The 24,759-nt window shown below is 71.4% G+C and carries 24 protein-coding genes; 7 read left to right on the forward strand and 17 right to left on the reverse strand.

Translation table 11 applies throughout. The annotated features are described in order from the left end of the window. Positions 1–90: 90 nt before the first annotated feature. Entirely contained in the window at positions 91–870 is a 780-nt protein-coding gene (locus ACFWY9_RS25555; RefSeq protein WP_378340104.1) for an exodeoxyribonuclease III, read from the forward strand. A 16-nt stretch (positions 871–886) separates the two neighbouring features. Here ACFWY9_RS25555 and ACFWY9_RS25560 read toward each other — a convergent pair whose 3' ends face one another. From ACFWY9_RS25560 to rpe, 5 genes are all read right to left on the reverse strand, one after another. Beyond that, positions 887–1,282, reverse strand: a complete 396-nt coding sequence (locus ACFWY9_RS25560) for a PH domain-containing protein (RefSeq protein ID WP_378324959.1) — start codon at positions 1,280–1,282, stop codon at positions 887–889. A 68-nt stretch (positions 1,283–1,350) separates the two neighbouring features. After that, positions 1,351–1,857: a 6,7-dimethyl-8-ribityllumazine synthase gene (gene ribH / locus ACFWY9_RS25565; protein ID WP_378324776.1), complete on the reverse strand. Its 507-nt coding sequence runs from the start codon at positions 1,855–1,857 to the stop codon at positions 1,351–1,353. A gap of 17 nt (positions 1,858–1,874) precedes the next feature. Next, on the reverse strand, positions 1,875–3,125 hold the full coding sequence (locus tag ACFWY9_RS25570; protein ID WP_378324957.1) for a bifunctional 3,4-dihydroxy-2-butanone-4-phosphate synthase/GTP cyclohydrolase II: 1,251 nt from the start codon (positions 3,123–3,125) through the stop codon (positions 1,875–1,877). 74 nt (positions 3,126–3,199) lie between these two features. Then, positions 3,200–3,820 (reverse strand): riboflavin synthase, encoded by a 621-nt coding sequence (locus ACFWY9_RS25575; protein ID WP_378340116.1) that lies wholly within the window; start codon positions 3,818–3,820, stop codon positions 3,200–3,202. A gap of 98 nt (positions 3,821–3,918) precedes the next feature. After that, positions 3,919–4,590 carry a ribulose-phosphate 3-epimerase gene (gene rpe / locus ACFWY9_RS25580; RefSeq protein WP_378324955.1) on the reverse strand — a complete coding sequence of 224 codons (672 nt, stop codon included), beginning with the start codon at positions 4,588–4,590 and terminating at the stop codon, positions 3,919–3,921. A gap of 165 nt (positions 4,591–4,755) precedes the next feature. Between rpe and ACFWY9_RS25585 the strand changes: the two genes are divergently transcribed. The 3 genes from ACFWY9_RS25585 (at position 4,756) to phoA (ending at position 8,161) form a co-directional block, all read left to right on the forward strand. Next, positions 4,756–5,976: a sensor histidine kinase gene (locus tag ACFWY9_RS25585; RefSeq protein WP_378324775.1), complete on the forward strand. Its 1,221-nt coding sequence runs from the start codon at positions 4,756–4,758 to the stop codon at positions 5,974–5,976. Beyond that, the gene (locus ACFWY9_RS25590) at positions 5,973–6,626 is read left to right on the forward strand and encodes a response regulator (RefSeq protein WP_378340105.1); all 654 of its coding nucleotides are present in this window, start codon (positions 5,973–5,975) and stop codon (positions 6,624–6,626) included. The genes ACFWY9_RS25585 and ACFWY9_RS25590 overlap by 4 nt, the downstream gene beginning before the upstream one ends. A gap of 149 nt (positions 6,627–6,775) precedes the next feature. After that, positions 6,776–8,161: an alkaline phosphatase gene (gene phoA / locus ACFWY9_RS25595; protein ID WP_378324773.1), complete on the forward strand. Its 1,386-nt coding sequence runs from the start codon at positions 6,776–6,778 to the stop codon at positions 8,159–8,161. A 113-nt stretch (positions 8,162–8,274) separates the two neighbouring features. On the opposite strand, the gene ACFWY9_RS25600 is transcribed toward phoA, so the two are convergent. Continuing rightward, on the reverse strand, positions 8,275–8,835 hold the full coding sequence (locus ACFWY9_RS25600) for a hypothetical protein (RefSeq protein WP_378340106.1): 561 nt from the start codon (positions 8,833–8,835) through the stop codon (positions 8,275–8,277). A gap of 220 nt (positions 8,836–9,055) precedes the next feature. On the opposite strand from ACFWY9_RS25600, the gene ACFWY9_RS25605 reads away from it, so the two are divergent. Both ACFWY9_RS25605 and ACFWY9_RS25610 read left to right on the forward strand, forming a co-directional pair. Continuing rightward, positions 9,056–10,315, forward strand: coding sequence for a DUF222 domain-containing protein (locus ACFWY9_RS25605; protein ID WP_378340107.1), 1,260 nt, complete (start codon positions 9,056–9,058; stop codon positions 10,313–10,315). Positions 10,316–10,405: 90 nt separating this feature from the next. Next, the gene (locus ACFWY9_RS25610) at positions 10,406–11,149 is read left to right on the forward strand and encodes a hypothetical protein (RefSeq protein ID WP_378340108.1); all 744 of its coding nucleotides are present in this window, start codon (positions 10,406–10,408) and stop codon (positions 11,147–11,149) included. A gap of 4 nt (positions 11,150–11,153) precedes the next feature. Here ACFWY9_RS25610 and ACFWY9_RS25615 read toward each other — a convergent pair whose 3' ends face one another. From ACFWY9_RS25615 to ggt, 7 genes are all read right to left on the reverse strand, one after another. Beyond that, positions 11,154–11,753, reverse strand: a complete 600-nt coding sequence (locus tag ACFWY9_RS25615; RefSeq protein WP_378324768.1) for a TetR/AcrR family transcriptional regulator — start codon at positions 11,751–11,753, stop codon at positions 11,154–11,156. Beyond that, complete coding sequence (locus tag ACFWY9_RS25620) at positions 11,750–12,292, reverse strand: carboxymuconolactone decarboxylase family protein (protein WP_378340109.1); 543 nt, start codon at positions 12,290–12,292, stop codon at positions 11,750–11,752. The genes ACFWY9_RS25615 and ACFWY9_RS25620 overlap by 4 nt, the downstream gene beginning before the upstream one ends. Beyond that, positions 12,289–13,155: an SDR family oxidoreductase gene (locus ACFWY9_RS25625; protein WP_378324766.1), complete on the reverse strand. Its 867-nt coding sequence runs from the start codon at positions 13,153–13,155 to the stop codon at positions 12,289–12,291. Before ACFWY9_RS25625 ends, ACFWY9_RS25620 begins: the two co-directional genes overlap by 4 nt. A 56-nt stretch (positions 13,156–13,211) precedes the next feature. Next, positions 13,212–13,715 carry a flavoprotein gene (locus ACFWY9_RS25630; protein WP_378340110.1) on the reverse strand — a complete coding sequence of 168 codons (504 nt, stop codon included), beginning with the start codon at positions 13,713–13,715 and terminating at the stop codon, positions 13,212–13,214. Next, positions 13,712–15,136, reverse strand: a complete 1,425-nt coding sequence (locus ACFWY9_RS25635) for an RsmB/NOP family class I SAM-dependent RNA methyltransferase (protein ID WP_378324763.1) — start codon at positions 15,134–15,136, stop codon at positions 13,712–13,714. The genes ACFWY9_RS25630 and ACFWY9_RS25635 overlap by 4 nt, the downstream gene beginning before the upstream one ends. Continuing rightward, positions 15,133–16,059 (reverse strand): methionyl-tRNA formyltransferase, encoded by a 927-nt coding sequence (fmt, locus tag ACFWY9_RS25640; RefSeq protein ID WP_378324761.1) that lies wholly within the window; start codon positions 16,057–16,059, stop codon positions 15,133–15,135. The genes ACFWY9_RS25635 and fmt overlap by 4 nt, the downstream gene beginning before the upstream one ends. Positions 16,060–16,149: 90 nt before the next feature. Then, positions 16,150–17,979: a gamma-glutamyltransferase gene (gene ggt, locus ACFWY9_RS25645; protein WP_378340111.1), complete on the reverse strand. Its 1,830-nt coding sequence runs from the start codon at positions 17,977–17,979 to the stop codon at positions 16,150–16,152. A gap of 170 nt (positions 17,980–18,149) precedes the next feature. Here ggt and ACFWY9_RS25650 point away from each other — a divergent pair, with 170 nt between their 5' ends. Continuing rightward, positions 18,150–19,388 carry a hypothetical protein gene (locus tag ACFWY9_RS25650; protein ID WP_378340117.1) on the forward strand — a complete coding sequence of 413 codons (1,239 nt, stop codon included), beginning with the start codon at positions 18,150–18,152 and terminating at the stop codon, positions 19,386–19,388. 194 nt (positions 19,389–19,582) lie between these two features. Here ACFWY9_RS25650 and ACFWY9_RS25655 read toward each other — a convergent pair whose 3' ends face one another. The 4 genes from ACFWY9_RS25655 to rpoZ form a co-directional block, all read right to left on the reverse strand. Beyond that, a complete protein-coding gene (locus ACFWY9_RS25655; protein WP_378340112.1) occupies positions 19,583–21,691 on the reverse strand; it encodes a primosomal protein N' in 2,109 nt (702 codons plus the stop codon). Positions 21,692–21,811: 120 nt separating this feature from the next. Then, positions 21,812–23,014, reverse strand: a complete 1,203-nt coding sequence (gene metK / locus ACFWY9_RS25660; RefSeq protein WP_378328564.1) for a methionine adenosyltransferase — start codon at positions 23,012–23,014, stop codon at positions 21,812–21,814. Between the two features lie 94 nt (positions 23,015–23,108). Continuing rightward, positions 23,109–24,335, reverse strand: coding sequence for a bifunctional phosphopantothenoylcysteine decarboxylase/phosphopantothenate--cysteine ligase CoaBC (gene coaBC, locus ACFWY9_RS25665; protein WP_378328482.1), 1,227 nt, complete (start codon positions 24,333–24,335; stop codon positions 23,109–23,111). Continuing rightward, on the reverse strand, positions 24,328–24,603 hold the full coding sequence (gene rpoZ / locus ACFWY9_RS25670) for a DNA-directed RNA polymerase subunit omega (RefSeq protein ID WP_345387155.1): 276 nt from the start codon (positions 24,601–24,603) through the stop codon (positions 24,328–24,330). Before rpoZ ends, coaBC begins: the two co-directional genes overlap by 8 nt. Between the last annotated feature and the right edge of the window lie 156 nt (positions 24,604–24,759).

Genomic DNA, 24,759 nt, shown 5'->3' on the forward strand with positions numbered 1-24,759 from the left:
GTTCCCCGCCCCCCCCCCCCCCGGCCGGCGCCCGCCCCCGCCACCCCCCCACCCCCCCCCATGCCGGGGGTGTGTGGAATCCTCGGTTGCATGCGGATCGCCACCTGGAACGTCAACTCCATCCTGCCGCGGTTGCCCCGGGTGCTGGAGTGGCTGGAGCAGACCGGCCCGGACGTGCTGTGCGTGCAGGAGCTCAAGAACACCACGGAAGCCTTCCCCATCGAGCCCGTCCGCGCGCTGGGGTACGACGTCGCCGCGTACGGTCTCGGCCGCTGGAACGGCGTCGCGATCATCTCCAAGGCCGGGCTGGACGACGTCACCCGCGGCCTCACCGGCGAACCTCGGTTCGACGGCGCCGCCGAAGCCCGCGCGATCGGTGCCACCTGCGGCGGTGTGCGCGTCTGGTCGGTGTACGTCCCCAACGGCCGCGAACCGGAAAACCCGCACTACGCCTACAAGCTGGAGTGGCTGGCCGCGCTGCGCACGACCGTCGCCGCCGAACTCGCCGCCGACCGGCCCTTCGCCGTGCTGGGCGACTTCAACGTCGCGCCCACCGACGCGGACGTCTGGGACATCGCGGCCTTCGCCGAGTCGACCCACGTGACACCGGCGGAGCGCAAGGCACTGGAGTCGCTCCGCGAGGCAGGTCTTTCCGACGTCTTCCCGCGTCCGCTCAAGTACGACCACCCGTTCACGTACTGGGACTACCGGGCCGGGAACTTCCCGAACAACAAGGGCATGCGGATCGACCTGGTCTACGGCAACGCGGCCTTCACCGGCGCGGTCACGGATTCCTATGTGGACCGTAACGCCCGCAAGGGCAAGGGCCCCTCGGACCATGCCCCCGTCGTCGTCGACCTGTCGCTGTAGTGCGCGGGGTCGAGAATCAGCCGCCGGTGGCTTCGCGGTGCAGGCGGCGCAGGGCGCGGACGGCCTCGACGGCGCGTTCGCGGTCGACGGCCTGCACGGCCAGCACCGAGTAGTACTCGTCGTCGGGCAGCTCCAGCCGCGCCCAGGAAGCACCGTCGGGGAAGCTCACCGACAGCACCTCGGACCACGCGAACCGCTTGGCGGCCAGCACGTTGCGGACCTCGATGCCCTCGGCGTCGGCCCGCACCCGCGCGTTCGCGAACAGCATCGTGCCCGCCGCCAGGAGAATGCCGATGCCGACCATCGCGGCCTGGTCCGACGCCTCGAAGATCACCCCGGTGTTGGACCCGCGCAGCAGCACCGCCACCACGACGAACACCGCGAGCAGCGCGACCGCCAGCACGCTGCACATCCACACCGCCCGCCGCGGCCGGATGACCAGCACGCCCTGCTTCTGCTTCACCGCGGCCCCACTCACGCTCACACGAAGCCCTTTTCGGTCCACGGCTGCTTCAGGCTGCGCAGCGTGTGCGCGGTATCCAGCGCCGCGACCGTCGCCTCGTACCCCTTGTCCTCCGCGGAACCCGGCAGGCCCGAACGCGCGATCGCCTGTTCCTCGGTGTCGCAGGTGAGGACGCCGTTGCCGACCGGGGTGCTCTCGTCGAGCGCGACCCGGGTGAGGCCCGCGGTCACCGCGTCGCACACGTACTCGAAGTGCGGGGTGCCGCCACGGATCACCACGCCGAGCGCGACGACGGCGTCGTGGTTGCTCGCCAGCGCCTGCGCCACCACCGGCAGCTCGACCGCGCCCGCGCAGCGCACCACGGTGGGCTCCTCCTCCAGCCGAGCGGCCTTCGCGGCGGCCAGCGCGCGCTCCAGCAGCGCGTCGGTGATCTTCGGGTGCCACCGGGTGACCACGATGCCCAGCCGCAATGCCTTGCAGTCGCTCAGATCGAGCTCGACCTCGGGACGACCCTCGCCGCTCACGGAACGCGCCTCCTCAGCTATTCGCCCGGCTTCTCCGGGTTTTCGATCCCGGCGCCGACCTGGTCGTAGTTTTCCAGATGCGGGAGGTCGTGCCCCATCCGGTCCCGTTTGGTCCGCAGGTACCGCAGGTTCTCCGGGTTCGGCGAGATGGGCAGCGGCACGCGTCCGGTCACCCGCAGCCCGTAGCCCTCCAGCGCGACCCGCTTCGACGGGTTGTTCGTCAGCAGCCGCATCGAGTGCACGCCGAGATCGCACAGGATCTGCGCGCCGGTGCCGTAGTCGCGCGCGTCCGCGGGCACGCCGAGGGCGAGGTTCGCGTCGACGGTGTCCGCGCCCTGGTCCTGCAGCTGGTACGCCTGCATCTTGTGCAGCAGCCCTATCCCGCGGCCCTCGTGACCGCGGATGTAGAGCACGACACCACGGCCCTCGTCGGCCACCGCCTGGAGCGCGGACTGCAGCTGCGGGCCGCAGTCGCAGCGCAGCGAGCCGAAGATGTCGCCGGTGAGGCATTCGGAGTGGACGCGGACCAGCACGTCCTCGCCGTCGCCGATCTCGCCGTAGACGAAGGCGATGTGCTCGATGCCGTCGAGCAGGCTGTCGTAGCCGACCGCGCGGAACGTGCCCGCCGCGACCGGGACGCGGGCCTCGGCGACACGCTCGACCTGCTTCTCGTGCCGCTTGCGGTAGGCGATCAGGTCGGCGATGGTGATCAGCCGCAGGTCGTGGTCGGCGGCGAACACCTCGAGCTCGTCGCGCCGGGCCATGTGGCCGTCGTCCTTCTGCGACACGATCTCGCAGAGCACCCCGGCCGGGTGCAGCCCGGCGAGCCGGGCGAGGTCGACTCCCGCCTCGGTGTGCCCAGCGCGCCGCAGCACGCCGCCTTCCTTGGCACGCAAGGGAACCACGTGCCCGGGACGACGGAAGTCGCCGGCCTTGGCCTCCGGGTCGGCCAGCAGCCGGATGGTGTGCGCGCGGTCCGAGGCCGAGATGCCGGTGGTGATGCCCTCGGCGGCGTCGACCGTCACGGTGTACGCGGTGCCGCGCTGATCCTGGTTGGTGTGGTACATCGGGGGCAGGTCGAGCCGGTCCGCCTCGGCCTCGGTCAGCGACACGCAGACGTAGCCCGAGGTGTAGCGGACCATGAACGCCAGCAGCTCCGGCGTGGCCTTCTCGGCGGCGAAGATGAGGTCGCCCTCGTTCTCGCGGTCCTCGTCGTCCACCACGATCACCGCGCGGCCCGCCGCGATGTCGGCGATGGCCGCTTCGATCCCGCCCGCGTCGAACCCGGCACCGCTGCCGCAGGCCGACCACTCCGTCGTACTCGTCCCGGTACTCGTTTCGCTCACGACCGTTCCTCCGTCCCGCGGTCCTGTGCCCCGCGCAGATGCGGCGTGGCCAGTTTCTCGACGTACTTCGCGACCACGTCCACTTCGAGGTTGACCAGGTCACCGGCCTCGCGCCTGCCGAGCGTCGTCAGCTGGAGGGTGGTCGGGATCAGCGCGACCGAGAACCGGTCGCCGGTGATCGCGGCGACGGTCAGCGAGACGCCGTCGACGGCGATCGACCCCTTCTCGACCACGTAGCGCCCGAGCGCGGGCGGCAGCGCGAAAGTCGTCAGGCCGTCTTCGTCACGAGAGAGGAAAACGCCGGTGCCGTCGACGTGGCCCTGCATGATGTGCCCGCCGAGCCGTCCACCCGCCGCGGTCGCGCGTTCCAGGTTGACCGAGTCGCCCACGGCCACCTTCGCCAGGCTCGACCGCTGGAGCGACTCGTTGACGACGTCGACGGTGAACGCTCCGCCGGAGACCTCGACCACGGTGAGGCACACCCCGCTGACGGCGATCGAGTCGCCGTGCCGGGCGTCGGCGGTGACGATCGGGCCACGGACCGTCAGCCGCGCCGAATTCGTCCCCTGCTCGACCGCGGTGACCTCGCCGATCTCCTCGACTATGCCGGTGAACACCCCTGCTGCCTCCTCGCCGTGCCCCGATGCTGTCTCCATCCAACACCCGTTCGCGCGGCGGGGATTCCCCGGTTCGTGCTCGCCGCGCGCAGGCGGCGTCAGCCGGTACGGTGGCGAGCCGCCCGCTCACGCAGCGCGGCCACCGCCTTGCCCGGATCGCCCGCGCCGTAGACGGCGGAACCGGCGACGAAACAGTCGACACCCGCCTCGGCGGCCTGCTCGATGGTCTCGTCGTTGATCCCGCCGTCGATCTCGACGACCAGGCGCAGGTGACCGGTGTCGACCAGGCGCCGCGCGGTGCGCACCTTCTCCAGCACGTCCGGGATGAACGACTGTCCGCCGAAGCCGGGCTCGACCGACATGACCAGCAGCGTGTCGTAGTGCTTGAGCGTGTCGAGGTGGTCCTCCAGCCGGGTGCCCGGCTTGATCGACAACCCCGCCTTCGCGCCCGCGGCCCGCAGGTTCTTCGCCAGGGTCACCGGGTCGTGGGCCGCCTCGGCGTGCACGGTGACGTTGTACGCGCCCGCCTCGGCGTACCCGATCGCCCACCGGTCGGGGTCCTCGATCATCAGGTGGCAGTCCAGCGGCAGGTCGGTGGCCTTGAGCAGGGATTCCACCACCGGGAGGCCCAGCGTGAGGTTCGGGACGAAATGGGCGTCCATGACGTCCACGTGCACCCAGTCGGCACGGCTTTCGCCCTCGCCGGCGAGCGCGGCGATCTCCTCGCCGAGCCGGGCGAAGTCCGCGGAGAGGATGCTGGGTGCGATCAAAGGTCGGTCTGCCACGGTCCGAGTGTAGGAGCCGTCGCTAACGGCCGCTAACCACCTGTGACGAGTGCATCTCCGGCCATATGTTCCACAAGGGCCGATCGGCCGAGGCGAAACTGGCTCCGCGGAGGGAGTTCCGGCCGCCCGGACCTCGATAGCCTTTCCGGTATGCCCGTTCTGAGATCCCTGCTGCGCCCCGGCACGTACCGCGGCCTCCCGTACGCGCTGGCCGGAACGGTGATCACCGTTCCCGCGACCCCGTTCGCCCTGGTCGCGGGCGTTTCGATGCAGGGGCCGACGGAGCTGAAAGCGCTCGGCTTCCTGGTCACCCTCGGGATCATCGTGGGGCTGATGGGCCTGCTCGCACCGGTGCGGCGGCTCGGCGTGTGGCTGGCCAACGAACTGCTCGGCACCCGGATCACACCGCCGGGGCCCGATCGGCCCGGGTGGCCGGACCGGCTGCGGTCGGCGGTGTCGCTGGTGGTGTACGGCGCGCTGTCCTGGATCCTGTTCGGCGTCGGCGGGCTGATCGCCCTGACGGGCATGGCCGCACCGCTGCTCTGGTTCAACGGCGGCGAGGCGGACGCGATCGCGTTCTACGGCTGGAAGGTGAGCATCGCGGGCGGCTGGGCCGGTGCGTGGACGCTCCTGGTCGGGCTCGTGACGGCGGTCCTGCTGGCGATGCTCTGCTTCGGCGCGACGTTGCTGTTCCGCGTGCTCGCGCTGGTGCTGCTCAGCCCGTCCGCCGAGGAACGCGCGGCGGAGGCCGAACGCCGCGCCGCCGTGCTCGCGCAGCGCAACCGGCTGGCACGGGAGCTGCACGACTCCATCGGCCACACGCTGACGACGTCGACGATCCAGGCGGCCGCGGCCGCGGAGCTGGTCGAGGCGGATCCGCAGCTGGTCCGGCGCGCGCTCGGCACGATCGAGGAGTCGTCGCGGTCCGCGCTGGAGGATCTGGACCACGTACTGGGCCTGTTGCGGGATGAGCCGTCGGCGAAGGCACCCCAGCGGACGCTCACCGAGGTCGACGTCCTGGCGGGCCGGGCCCGCGACGCCGGCGCCGACGTCGACCTCGCGGTCAGCGGCCCGATCGGCGAACTGCCCGCGACCGTTTCGCGCGAGGGGTACCGGATCGTCCAAGAAGGACTGACGAACGCGTTGCGGCACGGCGGTTCCGGCCAGGTCGTCGTGGTGATCGCGGCCGGGCCCGCCGCGCTGCGGATCGAGGTCGTCAACCCGCTGCCGGGCACCGGGCCCCGGTCCGGGCGCCGCGGGCTGACCGGGCTCACCGAGCGCGTCGAGGCGCTGCGCGGCGAACTCCACGCGGGCCCGCAGGGCGAGTTGTGGCGCCTGACCGCGGACATCCCGCTGAGGCCCGGCTCATGACGCTTTCCGTACTCATCGCCGACGACGAACCGCTGGTGCGTGCCGGGCTGCGCGCGCTGCTCGACCTGCAGCCGGACATCACGGTGGTCGGCGAGGCGGCCGACGGTTCGGAGGTGCTGGACCGGGTCGTGGCCACCCAGCCCGACGTCGTGCTGATGGACGTCCGGATGCCCGGCACGGACGGCATCACCGCGACCCGCGAGGTGCTGGCCGCGCTGGCCGCGCCGCCGAAGATCCTGGTGATCACGACGTTCGACAACGACGACTACGTGCACGAAGCACTGCTCGCCGGTGCCAACGGGTTCCTGCTCAAACGGGCGCGCAAGGAGGAGATCGCGCACGCCATCCGCACCGTCGCGGCCGGGGAGTCGCTGCTGTTCCCCGACGCGATCCGGCGGCTGCTCGCCGCGCGCCCGCCCGCCCCCGCGACGCGGGCCACCTCGTCGCTGACCCGGCGCGAGGCCGAGGTGCTGCGCCTGATCGCCGCCGGTCTGTCCAATCTGGACATCGCGGCGAAACTGGTGATCAGTCTCGAAACGGTGAAGACCCACGTGGGCAACATCTTCACCAAACTCGGCGCGGCCAACCGGGCACAGGCCGTGGTCGTCGCCTACGAGTCCGGCATCGTGACCCCCGGCGAAGCACGGTAGGTGTCGCGGGTCACCCGGCCGAAGCCACCTGTTCACCCGGCGGTCACCCGCCGCTCCACTGGGGGCAGCGCGGCGCACACATGCACGGGGACTAATGACCCATGCCCGACCAAGCGGGCGAAAACCACGAGTCCCCACAAGGAGAACCGATGCCTTCGCTGTTCGCAGGCCGCCGGAAGTGGCTGGCGGCGGGCGCACTCGCCGCGGTGACGATCGCGGCCGCGCCGGTCGCCTTCGCCGGCACCGACGCCGAGGTCCGTTCCGCGGGTTCCGGCGACCGCACCCAGGACGTCCGTTCCGCCGTCCGCGGCGGGTTCGCGAAGAACGTCATCCTGTTCATCGGCGACGGTATGGGCCAGTCCGAGATCACCTCGGCGCGCAACTACGAGCGCGGCGCCGCCGGACGGCTCGCGATGGACGAGTTCCCGCTCACCGGCGACTACACCACCTACGCCGTCGAGAAGAACAACCCCGCGAAGCCCGACTACGTCACCGACTCGGCCGCGTCCGGCACCGGCTGGGCCACCGGCACCAAGACCTACAACGGCGCGATTTCCGTCGACGCGTACGGGAACCCGGTGCCGACGATCCTGGAGCTGGCCAAGCGGGCCGGACTGCGCACCGGCGACGTCACCACCGCCGAGGTGCAGGACGCCACCCCGGCCGTCCTCGGCTCGCACGTCGTCAACCGTGACTGCAAGGGCCCGAACGAGACGTCCGCGAAGTGCGCGGCCAACGCCAAGGAGAACGGCGGCGCGGGCTCGATCGCCGAGCAGCTGGTGCAGACCCGCCCCGACGTCCTGCTCGGCGGCGGTGCCAAGTACTTCAAGCAGCAGGTGAAGGCGGGTCCGTTCCAGGGCAAGACCGTGCTGGACCAGGCCAAGGCGGCGGGCTACCAGGTCGTCGACAGCGCCGACAGCCTCGGCGCGGCCAAGGCGGGCAAGCCGGTGCTCGGCCTGTTCGCCGAGGGCAACATGCCCACCAACTGGACCGGCCCGGCGGCGCGCCAGGGCGGCACCCCGCCGACCCGCTGCGCCCCGAACCCGGCCCTGCCCAAGACGCAGCCGAAGCTGGCCGACCAGACCCGCAAGGCACTGCAGCTGCTCGACGACCGCCGCGGTGGCAAGGGTTTCTTCCTCCAGGTCGAGGGCGCGAGCATCGACAAGCAGGACCACGCCGCCGACCCGTGCGGCCAGATCGGTGAGACGATCGACTTCGACGCCGCCGTCGCCGCCGGTCTCGCCTTCGCGCGCAGCAACCCGGACACCCTGGTGATCGTCACCGCCGACCACGGCCACACCAGCCAGATCGTCGAGAACGGCACCGTCAGCCCCGGCCAGACCGCCACGCTGATCACCAACGAGGGCGCGAACATGACCCTCAACTACGCCACCGCGATGCCCGGCTCCTCGCAGGAGCACACCGGCACCCAGGTGCGGATCGCGGGCTACGGCCCGCAGGCGGCGAACGTCGTCGGGCTGACCAACCAGACGGATCTGTTCGGCACCCTGAAGCGGGCGCTGCGCCTGCGCTGAGTTCGTCCGACTGTCCACTCGCGACGGTCCCATGCCGTTAAGGCCACCTTACGGGCGTCTGACGCCCGTAAGGTGGCCTTAACGGTCTTTCCGTCCGGACGGGGCTTGGTGTGCTAGTTCGCGGAGGGCAGCGGTGCCTGCTTTCCGTTACGGCGCCACCGCGTGCCCGCCAAGTCGTCATAGGCGATCTCGACCGTGTCCCCTTCCTCCGGGAACACGGTGAGCGAGTTCGTCCACGGCTCGTCAGGCAAAAGCACGGGACATTCGGACTCGCCGTCGATCTCAACCGGCGACGACGACGGGTTGGCACGATGCACCATCATCAGCCGGACGTTCAGCACAGGCTCGGTTCCCGCGTTCACGACCGCGACCCGCGGCACCTGCATCGACTGTTGCGGGAAGAGTATTTTGGCTTCGACGTAGTACGCGTGCACCCGCACCCGCTCGGCTTCTCGCGCTAGTTCCCGCCTCAAATCGCGGTTCGCGATGTACAGAGCGGTTCCGGCTGCCACCAGCGCTCCCAGGCCCCCAACCCATTGTCCGAGACCCGCCCAGTCGTTCGTCCCCAGCCACCAGCGCGTTCCGCAGAGAACCGCGACCGAACCCAGAATCCCCAGCCCCAGCCCCAGCGGCGCGAACCGGTGACGACGACCGGCCGCGCCGGGCCACTTCAAGACACGTTTGCGAGTCATTGTGGTCTCTCGTTTCCTGACCATTTCTCCATGTTCCGATGAGTCGAGATCTCACCGTACCGGGAGGCCGCGGAGCTCCGGTCACGCAGCCGATGCGGCCTCAAAGGCGAAGAAAACCCTTATACAGCAAGGAAAAGTGCGTTTTCGAGGTTCACCCGATCGATAGCACACATGTTCGATCAGGCGGCGTATCGTTGATGTCGTGGCAGTCGACAGCAGCACCTCCGCAACGCCCACCGAGTGGTGGCGCGTCGATGTCGCCTGCCTGCTGGACAGACTCTTCGACAGCGAACGCATCCAGCGCCGCGAGGCCGCCGTGCAGGGCGAAGTCCTTGCCGAGCTGCAACGACGCGGGGTGCAGGACGTCACCGGGTACAGCAACCTCGCCCGGCTCCTGCATGAGACGCTCAACATCCCGTTGGCGGAAGCGAAAACCCGGGCGACACGAGCGCTGGCGCTGAACGCCAGCCACGATCTGACCTCCGGCGAGCAGCCACCTGCCGCGCCCGCCACCGCGCAGGCCGCCGCCGAGGGAGCGGTCGGGGCCGCGCAGATCGACGAAATCCTACGGGTGCTGGACAAACTGCCCAAGACGGTGCCGGTGGAGCAGCGGGACCAGGCGGAGAAGATCCTCGCCGAACTGGCCCGCGCCGCCGGCCCCCGGGAAATCCGCGCTGCCGGACGACGACTTTTGGCCCAGCTCGATCCGGACGGACAAGAGCCAAAAACCCGCCACCCCAAGCCATTCCAGCCGGAGTTCTCGATCACGCCGCATCGGGACGGCGGGCACCAGATCAAGGCCCGAGTCGACGACGAGACCTCCGCCCGGCTTCAGGCCATGCTGGATCCGCTCGCGAAACCCCGCCCCGCCACCGAGGAAGCAGGACGCGACACCCGCACCCAATGGGAACGACGGGGCTGCGCCTTCTCCGAGCTGGTGCGGATGTGGGACGAACACCCCGACCTGCCAACACAGGCCGGGGAGGCCACCCACATCGTCGTCACGGTCGGGCTCAAGGAACTACGGACCGGGATCGGGCAGGCGACTCTTGATCTGATCGGTGAGATCACCGCCGCCGAGGCACGACGACTGGCCTGCGACGCCAAGATCATTCCGATGGTGCTGGGCTCGCACGGCGAACCCCTCGACGTCGGCCGGGCCCAGAGACTAGCCACCCCAGCGATCCGCCGCGCCCTGAACCGACGAGACGGAGGCTGCGCCTTCCCTGGCTGCGACGCGCCTGCTTACCGTTGCACGGCGCATCATGTGGCGTTCTGGGCACACCACGGTGAGACCAAAGTGGACAATCTCGTCCTCCTCTGTTCCATACACCACAGGCTCATCCACCACTCCGAATGGGAAGTCCGCATCACCACCGACGGGCTCCCGGAGTTCATCCCGCCCGTGTGGCTGGACGCGACCCGGACACCCCGACGCAACACCATCCACCTCAGAACCTAAGCCGCAGGGAATGAGCGACGAGAACTTCCGCTGTGCCCTCAGGACGTCCGTGTCATCGGGATGTCATCACCGCGGGCTTAGCTTCGGGGCATGGCTCAGTTGTTCGTGCTCCTGGTCGGGCTCGCCGTATTGTTCTCCGTGATCGCGTTCCAGAACGGCAATGTGCCGATCGGCGTCCTGTTCGCATTGGTGGCGGCCTCCCCCGTCGCGTTCCTCGTCTTCGCCGCGGTGCGCGGGAAGCAGGGGACCCGGCAGGCGCCGGGAAGCAAGGGCCGGACGCTGGCGGTGCGGCTGATCGCCGTGGCCGTGGTGGCCGCGATCGGCTACGGCGGCTACTGGGTCCTGTTCGCCCCGAAGGCCGCCGACACCCCGGCCCGGGTCTCGGAGCTCAAGACGGGCTGTTCCAGCAAGTACTTCCCGCAGAACGACGCCTACACCGGCACCGGCCGGCACCCCATCGGCGTGTTCGTCACCGACGACGCCGGTTACGCCAACATCGCGTCGATGGGTACCGAAGTGCCCCCGCAGTGGGACGACATCCGGTTGAACCCGCGCCAGGTCCAGGTCATCGCCTGTCTCGACAAGCCCGACGACGGCCCTTACCTCAAGGACTGCGCGTTCACCTCGGACTCGCTCAAGCTCTACCAGGGCATGTACGACGTCACGCTGTACGAAGCCAAGACCGGCAAGAAGATCGGCACCGAGAAGATGCGGGGCAGCGAGAAACCCAGCTGCCCGTCCATGACCCTCACCAAGCGCGGCACCACCAGCATCCACACCGAGCCGGACTCCGCCGGCTACCGAGCCGTCCTCGGCAAGTACGTCGACAACTGACCGTCTACTGTGGACCTTCGAGCAGCTTCCGGGCGAGCGCGACGATGGGCTCCCGCAGCGCACCGAGTCCGTCGACGTCGTCCTCGACGAAGCGAGCCGTCACCAACGAGACGATCGACCCGACGAGCGCCTGGCACGCGAACCGTTCCTCGGCGGATCGGGCGTCGAAGGTCAGCGCGATGAGATCGACGAAATGCTGCTGCAACTCCAGCCTGCGGCGCATCGCTTCGGGGCCCGCGGCATAGGTTTCGATGAGGAACAGCCGGGCGAGCGCGGGCTCGGCCGCCAGCGTGCCGAGATACGTCCCGATGAAGCCGTCGAAACGCTCCAGTGGCGTGCCGGCCGGGAGCGGCCCGCCGGAAGCGGCCAGGTGCCCGATCGCCGCTTCGAGCGTGGCGATGAAACACGCCTGCTTGTTGGTGAACTGCTGGTAGAACGTCTCCCGCGAGACGCCGGCGCGCTTGATGACGTCGGCGACCGTGGTGCCCGCGTACCCGCGCTCGGCCATCGCCTCCGCGGCGGCGCGCAGCATCCGGGCCCGCTGCGCGCCGGCGACCTCGTCCCTGGTGAGCTGGTGCCGCCCGCTCGGCAACCGTCCCGTCATCGCCTCGCCCCGTCCGGCCGGACGCGCAACGTGGTGAGAAACGTCGCCAGCATGTCGTAATGTCCGGTCAGGAGCAGGAATTCGATCACGGACTTCTCGTCGAGATACGCGCGCAGCGCCGACCAGGTCTCCTCGTCCAGATCACGCTGTTCCAGCAGAACGTCCACCGCGGTCAGCAGCGCTCTCTCGCGGGGTGACCAGCCCGGCTCGCCGGGTCCGGCCTCGATCCGCCGGACGTCTTCGGCGGTGACCCCGGCACGCTTGCCGAGCCGGACGTGGTGCTCGAACTCGTAGCGGCACTCCCGGACGTGCGCGACGCGCAGGATGACCAGTTCGGTCTCCCGCCGAGGGAGCGTGCCGCCGGGCATGAGCCGGGCGGCGAAACGCAGCCAGCCGCGGAACAGCCGGCGATGCCGGGCCATCGTGAGGAACAGGTTCGGCGGCGTCGTCCCGGCGACGCGCCCACTGAGCCGGGCGAGACCCCAGGCGAACCTCCCGACCTCGGCGGGCCCGCCGGGCGCGATCCGGGGCGCGGTCACGACGCGGCCTCCTGCCGCAACATCCGCCGCATGACGAGATTGGCCAGCCGCATCAGGAGAACGTACACCGGCGGGCACACGCGCTGGATCAGGTGGATCAGCTGGATGTCGCGCGAGGTGTACACCAGGTACCGGCCGCGCCGCACCGCCCGCACCGTCACCGCGGCCACCCGCTCGGGCGTCACCGCGTGCCTGCGGAAGCTGTCCCGCAGCCGCCCGAACGCCACGCCCGTCGTGTCGACGCCCGCGACTTCCAGCGTGTCCGCCAGCGGAGTGCGCACCCCGCCGGGACAAACCAGGCTGACCCCGATGCCGTGCGCGCGCAGGTCGAACCGCAGCACCTCCGACACCCCGCGCAGCCCGAACTTGCTCGCGCTGTAGGCCGCGTGCCACGGCAACCCGATCAGCCCCGCTGCCGAGGACACGTTGACCAGGTGCCCGCCGCGCCCGGCGGCGATCATCGGCGGCAGGAACGTCTCGATCACGTGGATCGGGCCCATCAGGTTGACGTCGACCATCGAGCGCCAGTGCCGGTGTTCGAGCCGGTCCACCGTGCCCCACGCGGAAATGCCCGCGACGTTCATGACCACGTCGAGACTCCCGCAGTCCGTGTGGATCTCGTGCCCGATCCTGCGGACTTCGGCCAGATCGCTGACGTCGGCTGCCCCGGCGTAGGCGACCACTCCGCCGTCCGCGCGGATCTCCCTAGCCGTCTCCGCCAGCAGCCCCGCGTCGAGGTCGGTGAGGTAGAGCCGCGCGCCCTCGGCCGCCGCGCGCCGCGCGATCGCCCGGCCGATGCCACTCGCCGCGCCCGTGATCAGTACCCGCTTGCCCGCGATGTCCACGACGCGGAACTTTTTCACGAACACTCGTGTTCGTCAATAGGTGAATGTGACTTCCGGTAACGGGATCTTCGGATTCAGGAGGCCGGGAGCAGGTCCAGAGCCTCGGTCCACGGCCGCCGGGGATCCAGGCGGTGCAGGACGAGGCCCGCTTCGGCGAGGACGTCCAGATGACGCCGCCACGCCGGATGGTGCACGCGCGTGTCCTGGATCTGGTAGGCGACCACGATCGTGATGCCGGGCGCGCCCAGCACGTCGCCGAGCACGGTCAGCGCCTGGTTGTCCGCGATGCCCAGCGCCAGTTTCGCCACCGAATTCGCCGAGGCGGGCGCGAAGAGGAACACCTCGGGATCCGGATGCGGACGTGCCTCGCCGGGCAGCCGCGAGACGCTGCGGACCGGCAGGTCGGTGCACGGCTCGAGATCCGCGAGGCCGCCGGTGTGCTCGAGCCATCGGGCGGCCGTCGGCGTCAGGGTGATCGCGAGCCGCCAGCCCCGCTCGGCGGCGGGTTTCGCGAGTTCGGTGGCGAGCCGGGTGTCCAGCCCGCCACACGAACTCGCGATCAGCCCGAGGTTCGTCACGGCTTGCGCAGCACGGCGCAGAACATCGCGTCGGTGCCGTGCCGGTGCGGCCACAACTGCACGTACGGCCCGTTGCCGAGCTGCGGTACCTCGGGGAAGAACTCGCGCGCGTCGACCACTTCGCTCTTGGTGCGCCGCGCGATCTCGCCGACGACGCCTTCGGTCTCGGCCAGGTGCGGCGAACAGACGACGTAGGTGACGATCCCGCCGGGCCGCACCAGATCCAGCGCCGCGACGAGGAGTTCGCCCTGCAGCTTCGTCAGATCCGCGACGTCGCCCGGTTGACGCCGCCAGCGTGCTTCGGGACGCCGTCGCAGCGCGCCGAGCCCGCTGCACGGGGCGTCGACGAGCACCCGGTCGTAGCCCGGTTCGAGCCCGCTTTCCCTGCCGTCGGCGACGTGCACCGTGACCGGCAGGCCCTCGGTGGCCTTCTCGATCAGCCGCGCGCGGTGCGGCGCCTTCTCGACCGCGTCGACGCGCGCGCCGCTCAACCCGGCCAGCGCGCCGAGCAGGGCCGCCTTCCCGCCGGGCCCGGCGCACAGGTCGAGCCAGCGCTCGTCCGACCCGGTCAGCGGCACCTTCGTGACGGCCACGGCACACAGCTGGCTGCCCTCGTCCTGCACCGCGGCCAGCCGCTCGCGCACCGGCTCCGCGTCGGCCGGGTCACCGGCGCCGGCGGGCAGCCGCACGCCGTAGGGCGAGTACGGCGCGGGGTCGCCACCGGTGACGGCGGCGAGTTCGTCCGCGCTGATCTCGCCCGGCCGCGCGACCAGGTGCACCTCGGGCCGCGCGTCGTCGGCCTCCAGCGCCGCCTTCAGCTCGGCACCCTTGTCCCCCAAGGCTTCGGCGAACGAGCGCGCGACCCAGCGCGGATGCGCGGTCCGCATCGCGTAGGCGCCGATCGGATCGGCGGCCTCGTCCGGAGCCAGCTCGTCCACCCAGGCCGCTTCGTCCTTTTCGGACACCTTGCGCAGCACGGCGTTCACGAAACCCGAGACGTAGGAACCCACTTCGGCGCGCGCGAGGTCCACAGTGGACCCGACGGCCGCGTGCTCGGGGATGCGGGTGCGCAGCAGCTGGTAGGCGCCCAGCCGCAACGCGTCCACCACCAGCGGGTCCGCTTTGGACAGTGGACGATCGGCGCAGGCCTCGAGGACGGCATCGAGCAGGCCCTGTGCCCGCGAGGCCCCGTAGGTCAGCTCGGTGGCCAGTGCCGCGTCGCGGCCGGTGATCCGCCGCTCCCGCAACAGATCCGGCAGCACGAGGTTGGCGTAGGCGTCCCGCTCCCGCACCGCGCGCAGGACGTCGAACGCGACCTGCCGGGCCGGATCCACCTCCGGCGGACGGCGCGGGCCTTCCTTGCGCGGGGCCGGACGGCCCCGCTGCGGCCGCGACGGCCGCCGTTGCCTGTGCTCGCTCACCGCAGGCGCTCTCCTTCTTCGATCCGTGTCCCGCGCGCCCAGTCGGTGGCGGCCATCCGTTTCTTGCCCGGCGCCTGTACCTCACCGAGCCGCAGGGGTTTCGTCGCCGTGCCGACGAGCACCCGGCGCCGCTGCACCACCAGCTCGCCCGGCGGCGGGCCCGGCTCGTCGACGACGGTGACCGGGCCGAGCTTGAGCCGCTCACCCCGGAACTCCGCCCACGCTCCCGGCTCCGGCGTCACCGCGCGCACCTGCCGGTCGACCGCCGAAGCGGGGTCGGCGAACGACACGCGAGCGTCCTCGACGGTGACCTTCGGCGCGTAGCTCACGCCGTCGCCCTGCTGTTCGACGGCGCGTACCGTGCCGTCCGCCAGTCCGTCCATAGTGGACACCAGCAGCTGGGCGCCGGACTCGGCGAGCCTGCCCAGCAGGGCACCGGCGGTGTCCCCGGCGCCGATCGGCTCGGTGACCACGCCGTAGACCGGCCCGGCGTCCAGCTCCTTGACGATCCGGAACGTGGACGCGCCGGTGATCTCGTCACCGGCGCGGATCGCGGCCTGCACCGGCGCCGCGCCACGCCAGGCGGGCAGCAGCGAGAAGTGCAGGTTGACCCAGCCGTGCGCCGGGATGTCGAGCGCGGACCGCGGCAGCAGCGCGCCGTAGGCGACCACCGGGCACGCGTCCGGCGCCAGTTCGGCCAGACGCGCCAGGAACGCGGGGTCGCCGGCGCGCTCGGGCGTCAGCACCTCGATGCCGTGCTCGTCGGCGAGCGCGCCGATCGGTGAGCGCACGACGCGGCGACCGCGTCCGGCGTGGGCGTCCGGCCGGGTCACCACGGCGACGACTTCGTGGCGTTCCGACTTGAGCAGCGCGCGCAGGGACGGAACGGCGGGTTCGGGGGTCCCGGCGAAGACGAGGCGCATCAGACCCCCACCGGGTATTCGATCTGGACCATCGGGGACAGTCTAGAAGGCCCCCTCACCCCCGGCGCGCTGTGTGGCCCCAAGCGCGGCTCAATGGTCGCCGGGCCACCGCCACGGGAACACGACCTGCGCCGCGCCGCTGCCGCGCCGGACCGGTTCGGCAGCGGCGATCCAGCGTCCGTCCCGCAGCCGTTCGACACCGGTCGAGGCGCCGATCTCCGCGGGCGCGCCGGAGAAGCCCTGCCCCCGCGCCTTCAGTTCCGCGGTCTCGGGCTGGTCGAGGAACTCCTGCTCGACCTGTGCCTGCGCCGAGTTCCGCTGCGACGCGCGCGGCGCGGCGATGGCGTCCTCCAGCGACAGCCCGCGGTCGAGCCTGCCGAGGATCACCTGCAGCACCGTGGTGATGATCGACGCGCCGCCCGGCGAGCCGGCCGCGAAGAACGGCCTGCCGTCCCGCAGCACGATCGTCGGCGCCATCGAGGAGCGCGGCCGCTTGCCCGCGCCGGGCAGGTTCGGGTCGGGAACGCCCGGAGTGACCGGCGTGAACGAGAAGTCGGTCAGCTCGTTGTTGAGCAGGAACCCGCGACCCGGGACGACGATGCCGCTGCCGCCCTCCTGCTCGATGGTCAGCGTGTAGGCGACGACGTTGCCCCACCGGTCGGCGACCGTCAGGTGTGTGGTGTTCTCGCCCTCGTACGGCGTGGGCGCGCCGGTCGTGTCCGCCGCGCACTTCGCCGGATGACGCGGGTCCGCCGGGGCGACCGGGCTCGTGGCCGCCTTGTCCTTCGAGATCAAGCAGGCCCGCGAGTCGGCGAAGCGCTGGCTCAGCAGCTCGCGCGCCGGGACGTCGGTGGTCGCGGGGTCGCCGATCCAGCGGTTGCGATCGGCGAAGGCGAACCGCGTCGACTCCAGGAAGTACTGGAGGTAGTCGGTCTTGCTCGCCTTCTTGAGATCGAAGTTCTCCAGGATGTTCAGCGCCTCGCCGACGGTCAGCCCGCCCGAGGACGGCGCGGGCATGCCGTAGACGTCGAGGCCCTCGTACTTCGTGTGCGTCGGGTCGCGCTCGATCGCCTGGTACGCGGCGAGATCCTCGGTGCTGAGCTTGCCAGGACGCACGTTCAGCGCCGAGGCCGGATCGACGGGCGGCTGCTGGACGGTCTTGGCGACGTCGGCACCGATCGGGCCGTGGTAGAGCGCGTCGGTGCCCTGTTTCGCCAGCTGCGCGTAGGTGTCGGCGAGGTCGGGGTTCCGGAACGTCGTGCCGGCCACCGGCGGGGCACCGCCGGGCAGGTACAGCGAGCGGGTCGACGGGAAGGCGGCGAACCGGGTGGCGTTGTTCGCGACCTGGTCGTGGAACGTCTTGTCGACATAGAAACCCTTGCGCGCCAACTGTTCCGCGGGCCTGACCGACTGCGCGAACGAGCGGGTGCCCCATTTGCGCAGGGCCTGCTGCCAGGTCGCGGGCGTGCCAGGGACGCCGACGCTCAGCCCGCTGGTGACCGCGTCGGCGAACGGCAGCGGCTTGCCGTTCTCGACGAACAGGTTGGCGTCCGCGGCCGATGGCGCCGTCTCGCGGCCATCGAGGGTGTGGACACGGTGGGTCTTCGCGTCGTAGTACACGAAGAACCCGCCGCCGCCGATCCCGGCCGAGAACGGGTCGGTGACCCCGAGCGCGGCGGCGACGGCGACCGCGGCGTCGACAGCGTTGCCGCCCTCGCGCAGCACCTTCGTGCCGATCGCGGTCGCGTCCGCGTCGATGCTGGACACGGCACCGCCGTAGCCCACCGCGACCGGGGACTTCGGGGTCGGCTGTGCCTCGGGAGCCGCCGAAGCGACTCCGGCACCGGTGGTGGTGAGCAGTGCGGTGACGGCGGCGAGCGCGAAAACGCGTCGCGGCGTCCGGGTCCAATGCGCGGGCATGCGCGCGAGTCTGCCCCGTCGACCCATCGTGGACAAGCCTCCGAAACGGCAATACCAACGTCGCTACTGTGCGCGGCCGTGAACTGGGACTGTCACGGGAAATGGTCATTACTGGAGGACTCGTGCTCAGATCCTGGCGTGCCTTGCTGCCCGTACTCGTCGCCGCCCCGATGCTCGCACTGCCCGGTCTCGCGGCCGCCGGCACCGGAACGGACTGCTTCGACAAGAACGTCCCGCTCACCGTCGAAGAGCAGCGGCTGACCGCGACCCTGCCGAGCGGAGGCCCCGCCGTCGGACCCGAACTGATCCGCCTCGCCGGGTTCGACGCGCTCACCGGCGATTTCACCAGGAAACTGTGCGGCAGCACGACACCGCGTCGCGCGGAACGGACCGTGACCGAAGCCGGGCGGCAGCTGTGGCGCACCGCCGTCGATCGTGCGCAGGGCCGCCGTCCCGATCTGGGCACCCTCGACCGCTACGACGACCGGCCGTTGTACTGGGCGCGACTGCGGATGAGCGCGGCGCTGCGGCAGTGGACACCTCGGTTCAGCCTGCCTGCCGACGTCCGGGAACGGCTGCTCACCGCGTTCGACCAGGGTTCGCGCGGGCTCGACGACGTCCGGTTCCCGCTCGGGAAGCTGACCCGGCGGGTGCTGGTGAGCGGTTTCGACCCCTTCCAGCTCGACGGCGCCGGGGTACGGATCTCGAACCCGGCGGGCGCGTCCGCCCTGCAGCTGGACGGAAAGATGCTGCAGACGCCCGAAGGCCCCGCGCTCGTGCACACCGTGACGTTCCCGGTCGTCTGGAGCTATTTCGACAAGGGCATCGTCGAAAGCGCTTTCGGCTCGGCGCTGCGGGACCGCGCGCGACGGCCCGACGTGATCATGACCGTGAGCCAGGGACGGCCGGGCCAGTTCGACATCGAACGCTGGGCCGGTAACTGGCGCGGCGGTTCCCCGGACAACAACCGCGCGGCCTCGACCGGCCCGGTGCCACCCGCCGCGGGCTGGCCGCAGCCGGACGTCCAGTTCATCGAGACCACGCTGCCCTACGCGCGTATGCAGGCCGCCCCGCCCGGGGCGTACCCGGTGAAGTTCAACCAGCAGTTCTGCGTTTGGCCGGACAGCTCTCATCCCGGCGCCGGGACACCGATGTGCCGCACCGATTCCCCGCGCCCCGGCGAAATCGCGGCCGCCGGCGGGGGCGGCACGTATCTGTCGAACGAGTCGATGTTCCGCAGCAACCGCGTCCGCCTCGGTCTCGGCCTGCCCGACCTCCCCGGCGGCCACCTGCACACCCCCGTCCTCGGCCAGCCCACGTCCCCGACGGCCCTGACCGACCCGGACTTCGAGTCCCGCCGCCGCGCCATCGCCGACCAGGTCGTCACCCTCGCCACCGCCGCAGGCTGATCCATCCCCAATCACGCGAGATCTCCGCCCAATCACGCGAGTTACGCCGCTGATCACACGAGTTCCGCGTCTGATCACAGGAGACGCCCGGCGCCGCCCGGGGTGGAAACGGCGAACTCGCGTGCGGGAACGGAGATCTCGCGTGATTGGGGGCGCGACTCGCGTGATTGGAGACGTAACTCGGTGACTCGCGGTCAGATGAGGGCGAGGGGGTCCAGCTGGATGCGGATGGGGTCGGGGGCCTTGCGGGCGTCGCGGCGGGCAGCGGCGTCGTGCAGGGCGGCGGCGAGGGCCTTGCCGTCGGCGCGGGTGACGCGGATCAGGACGCGCTCGCGCGCGGCGTTGCCCTCGTCGTCGAACTCGCCGATCGGGACCGGGCCCAGCAGCTCGCCGGTTTCGGGGAGCGGGAGGTCTTCGAGCAGTCCTTCGACGGCGTCCGGGCTGCCCTCGACGCTGGCCATCCGCATCGCGGGCGGGAAGCCGAGTTCGCGGCGCTCGGCCAGTTCCAGACCGGCGTGCCAGGACGGGTCCCAGCGCACCAAGGCCTGCACCACGGTCAGCCCGGCCTCGGCCCCGACGACGACCCGGCCACCGGAGGTGGCGGGCCGGACGAGCGCGGCCGCCGCCATCCACCGGCGCAGCGTCTCCTCCCCCGCGCGCAGATCCTGCCTGCCGAGCAGGGCCCAGCCGTCGAGCAGCAACGCCGCGCCGTATCCGCCTTCGGCCACGGGTTCCGCGCCCGGCGTGCACACCACCAGCGCGGGCTTCCCCGGCACGCTCGCGAGGACCTCCGTCGCCCCGGACGTCCGCACCGGGACCCCGGGGAACGCCCGGCCCAGCTCCTCGGCGGTCCGCTTCGCGCCGACGATCACCGCCCGCAGCCGCACCGACCCGCAGGCCGGACAGCGGAACGCCGTTTCCGGGACACCGCACCACCGGCACGCGGGCGGTTTGGGCGCGCCGTCGACCGAACCGCCCGGCAGCGTAAGCGGGCCCGCGCACCGACGGCACCGCGCGGACGTCCGGCACTGTCCACATGCGAGCCCCGGGACGTACCCGCGCCGCGGGACCTGCACGAGCACCGGCACTCCCCCGCCCAGCGCCTGACGCGCGGCCTCGAAGGCCACCGCCGGGAGCCGGGCGGCCCGCGCGGCCTCGTCCCGCGCGACGTCGAAGTCCTCGCCGACCGGCGTCACCCGCGGCGCGGCGGCCCGCAACTCCGGACGCGCCGCGAGCACCGGCTGGGCCCAGCCCGACTCGACGAGGAACTGCGCCTCCGCGGTGCGGGCGAACCCGCCGACGAGCAGGGACGAGCGGGTGGCGTGCGCGCGGTCCATCAGCACATCCCGCACGTGCGGGTACGGCGCGTGCGGGTCGAGATGCAGGTCGTCGCCGTCGTCCCAGACCACGAACAGGCCGGGGTCGGCGACCGGGGCGAACATCGCCGCGCGGGTGCCGACCACGACCCGCACCGCACCTCGCAGCACCGCGAGCCAGCGGCGGTAGCGCTCGGCCGGGCCCAGTCCGGCGATGAGCGCGACGACCGCATCGGCCCCGACGAGTTCGGCGCATGCCTCGTGCACGCGGGTCAGGTCGCGATGATCCGGGACCACGAGCACGGCGCCCCTGCCCTGTGCGGCCACGGTCGCGGCGGCCTCGGCGAGCCGGCGCGGCCAGTCCTCCCCTGGCAGCGCCTGCCAGACGGCGTTGGCGGGGCGGCTCTCGGCCAGCGCGTCCAGAAAGGCATGCCCCGCTTGGTATTTCGCCCACGCCTCGCGCTCCGGCGGCTCCGGCCTCGGCGCGGGTTCGCGTGGGGGTTCCGCCTCGGCCTTGGCGTGCCGGGGCGGGAGCGCGAGCCGCAGGACGTCGCTGAGCGTGCCGCCGTAGCGGTCGGCCACCGACCGGCACACCGCGTGCAGCGCCGGGGGCAGCACCGGCTCGCTGGAGGTCACCCGCTCCAGGAAGGCGAGCTTGCGCTCGTACTCGGTGGTGTCGGAACGTTCGAGGAGGTAGCCGTCGACGAGCTGCCCGGCGAAACGCACGCGGACCCGGCAGCCGGGGACGGCGGCCTCGTGCAGCTTCTCCGGGACCTGGTAGTCGAAGGTGCGGTCGAGGTGCGCGAGCGGGATGTCGACGACGACGCGGGCGACCGGGAGTTCGGGCGCGGGCTGCTGCTGGCCCTTGCGCGGCGCGCCACGCTTGGCCGCCGCGGCCGTTTTCGCGCGCGCCGGTTTCGCCTTCGGCGCCGGCACGGGTCGCGAAGGCTCCGGGAGGTCCCACAGCGGGGCGGATTCGGAGCTCACCCCGTGATCTCTACCAGACCGCCCCGACACCCTCTCCGCCCGTGGTCACCCCGAGTGCCGTCAAGGCCACCTTACGGGCGTCCGACGCCCGTAAGGTGGCCTTGACGGCACAACAGCGGATCAGGCGCCGGCTGCGGCCTTGAGGGCCTCGGCGCGGGCGGTGCTCTCCCACGGCAGGTCCAGGTCCGGACGGCCGAAGTGCCCGTACGCCGCGGTCGGCGCGTAGATCGGGCGCAGCAGGTCGAGGTCGCGGATGATCGCGGCGGGCCGCAGGTCGAAGACCTCGCTGATCGCCGCCTGGATCTTCGACGGGTCCACCGTCTCGGTCCCGAACGTCTCGACGAACAGGCCGACCGGCGCCGCCTTGCCGATCGCGTACGCGACCTGCACCTCGGTGCGCGTGGCCAGGCCCGCGGCGACGACGTTCTTGGCCACCCAGCGCATCGCGTACGCGGCCGAACGGTCCACCTTGGACGGATCCTTGCCGGAGAACGCGCCACCGCCGTGCCGCGCCATCCCGCCGTAGGTGTCGACGATGATCTTGCGCCCGGTCAGCCCGGCGTCACCCATCGGGCCGCCGATGACGAAGCGGCCGGTCGGGTTCACCAGCAGCCGCACGTTCGTGGTGTCGAGGCCCAGCTCGGCGAGCTCCGGCGCGACGACGTGCTCCTTGACGTCCACGCCGAGCATCCGGTCGAGATCGATGCCCTCGGCGTGCTGCGTCGAGACGACGACGGTGTCCAGCCGCACCGGCTGGTCGCCCGCGTACTCGATGGTCACCTGGGTCTTGCCGTCCGGGCGCAGGTACGGCAGGACGCCGTCCTTGCGGACCGCCGACAGCCGCCGCGAAAGCCGGTGCGCCAGCGCGATCGGCAGCGGCAGCAGCTCGGGGGTGTCCGAGCAGGCGTAGCCGAACATCAGGCCCTGGTCTCCCGCGCCCTGGCGGTTGATCTCGTCCTCGTCGGATTCGACCCGCGACTCGTACGCGGTGTCGACGCCCTGCGCGATGTCGGGCGACTGGGAGCCGATCGCGACGTTCACGCCGCAGGAGTTCCCGTCGAAGCCCTTGGCCGAGGAGTCGTAGCCGATCCGCAGGATGACGTCGCGCACGATGGTCGGGATGTCGGCGTAGGCCTCGGTGGTCACCTCGCCCGCCACGTGGACCTGACCGGTCGTGATGAGGGTTTCCACGGCGACCCGGCTGCGCGGGTCCTTGGACAGCAGACCGTCCAGGATCGAGTCGCTGATGGCGTCGCAAATCTTGTCGGGGTGCCCCTCGGTCACGGACTCCGACGTGAACAATCTGCTGGTGGACGCGGTCACGGTGGCAGTCACTTCCTCACCTCGACGACGGATACCCGGAGAGTTAGGTACCCCTTACCCGGCTCCAGCCTACTGAGTTCGGCTGGAGCGCCGGTCAACGATTGATTAAGCCCACAACAGCGTCCCACACTGTGGCCGCCAGTTGCGCTTTCGCGCCCAACGGGATGGGCCTTTCGGTGCCGTCCGCGGCCAGCAGCCAGCCGGAGTTGTCCTCCGTCTCGAACGCCTTGCCGTCCCCCACCGCGTTGACCACCAGCAGGTCGGCACCCTTGCGCTTCAGTTTTACCCGAGCGTGGTCGAGAACGCTGCCGTGTTCGTCGCCGGTTTCCGCCGCGAAGCCCACCACGAGCTGCCCGGCACGCCGTGCACGGACCAGTTCGGCGAGGATGTCCGGATTCCGGTCCAGCGTGATGACCGGGTCCGGCAGGTCGTCGGACTTCTTGATCTTCACGTCGGCCTTGGTCGCGGGCCGGAAATCGGCGACCGCGGCGGCCATCACGACGACATCGGCCGAAGCGGCCTCGGCGTGCATGACCTCGCGCAGCTCCAGCGCTGTCGACACGTGCCGCACGGTCGCGCCCGCGGGGTCCGGCAGCGCCACCGTGTGCCCGGCGACCAGCGTGACCTCGGCGCCGCGCTGCGCGGCGACCCTGGCCAGCGCGTAGCCCTGCTTGCCCGAGGACCGGTTGCCGAGGTAGCGCACCGGGTCGAGTGGTTCGCGGGTGCCGCCCGCGGAGATGACCACCCGGACGCCTTCGAGGTCGCGGGGCAGCGCGTCCGGCACGGCGAGCAGCAGCCGGGCGAGGTCGACGATCTCGGCCGGGTTCGCGAGCCTGCCCTTGCCGGTGTCGACGCCGGTCAGCCTGCCGGAATCCGGTTCGGTGACGATCGCCCCGCGCGAGCGCAGCAGCGCCACGTTGTCGCGGGTCGCGGGGTGCTCCCACATCTCGGTGTGCATCGCCGGGAAGAAGACCACCGGGCACCGGGCGGTGAGCAGGGTGTTGGTCAGCAGATCGTCCGCGATGCCGTGCGCGGCCTTGGCGAGCAGGTTCGCCGTGGCCGGGACCACCAGCACCAGATCGGCTTCCTTGCCGACGCGGACGTGCTGCACTTCGGGCACTTCGGTGAACACGCCGGTGTGTACCGGCTGACCGGACAATGCCTCGAAGGTGGCCGCGCCGACGAAGTTCAGCGCGGCCTCCGTGGGCACCACGCGGACCTCGTGACCGGACTCGGTCAGGCCGCGCAGTACCTCACAGGCCTTGTAGGCGGCGATCCCGCCGCCCACGCCCAGGACGACCCTGGGCCTGCGGTCACTCACCCTCGGTGTGCTCGAGCAGCCCGCCGTGGATCTCGCGCAGCGCGATCGAGAGCGGCTTCTCCCGGGGGCCGGGCTCGACCAGCGGGCCGACGTACTCCAGCAGGCCCTCGCCCAGCTGGGCGTAGTAGTCGTTGATCTGCCGGGCACGCTTGGCCGAGTAGATCACCAGCGCGTACTTGGAGCTGACCTTTTCGAGCAGGTCGTCGATCGGCGGGTTGGTGATGCCTTCGAGCTCTTCGTGGATGCCGAGCGTGGACGTGGTCGTCACTCGTGGTGCTCCGTATCTTCGGGCGGTTCTTGGGGGGTCCGGGGGGCGGAGCCCTCCGGGCGGGGTGGGGGGGGTGGGGCCCCCCCCGGGGGAACCCGGGGGCTTTGGGCGGGTGTTCAATTTTTATAGCCCCCCGCGGGCCCACCCGCCGCGCGG

Origin of the sequence: Amycolatopsis sp. NPDC059027 (assembly GCF_042739735.1) — a bacterium.
Taxonomy (GTDB): Bacteria; Actinomycetota; Actinomycetes; order Mycobacteriales; family Pseudonocardiaceae; genus Amycolatopsis.

Excerpts from the sequence above, each read along its gene's own strand:
- ACFWY9_RS25560 (WP_378324959.1), bottom strand. The coding sequence starts at position 1,282 with ATGTGCAGCGTGCTGGCGGTCGCGCTGCTCGCGGTGTTCGTCGTGGTG.
- fmt (WP_378324761.1), bottom strand. The coding sequence starts at position 16,059 with ATGCGCCTCGTCTTCGCCGGGACCCCCGAACCCGCCGTTCCGTCCCTG.
- phoA (WP_378324773.1), top strand. The coding sequence starts at position 6,776 with ATGCCTTCGCTGTTCGCAGGCCGCCGGAAGTGGCTGGCGGCGGGCGCA.
- ggt (WP_378340111.1), bottom strand. The coding sequence starts at position 17,979 with ATGCCCGCGCATTGGACCCGGACGCCGCGACGCGTTTTCGCGCTCGCC.
- ACFWY9_RS25615 (WP_378324768.1), bottom strand. The coding sequence starts at position 11,753 with ATGACGGGACGGTTGCCGAGCGGGCGGCACCAGCTCACCAGGGACGAG.
- ACFWY9_RS25650 (WP_378340117.1), top strand. The coding sequence starts at position 18,150 with ATGCTCGCACTGCCCGGTCTCGCGGCCGCCGGCACCGGAACGGACTGC.
- ACFWY9_RS25585 (WP_378324775.1), top strand. The coding sequence starts at position 4,756 with ATGCCCGTTCTGAGATCCCTGCTGCGCCCCGGCACGTACCGCGGCCTC.
- ACFWY9_RS25555 (WP_378340104.1), top strand. The coding sequence starts at position 91 with ATGCGGATCGCCACCTGGAACGTCAACTCCATCCTGCCGCGGTTGCCC.
- ACFWY9_RS25590 (WP_378340105.1), top strand. The coding sequence starts at position 5,973 with ATGACGCTTTCCGTACTCATCGCCGACGACGAACCGCTGGTGCGTGCC.
- ACFWY9_RS25610 (WP_378340108.1), top strand. The coding sequence starts at position 10,406 with ATGGCTCAGTTGTTCGTGCTCCTGGTCGGGCTCGCCGTATTGTTCTCC.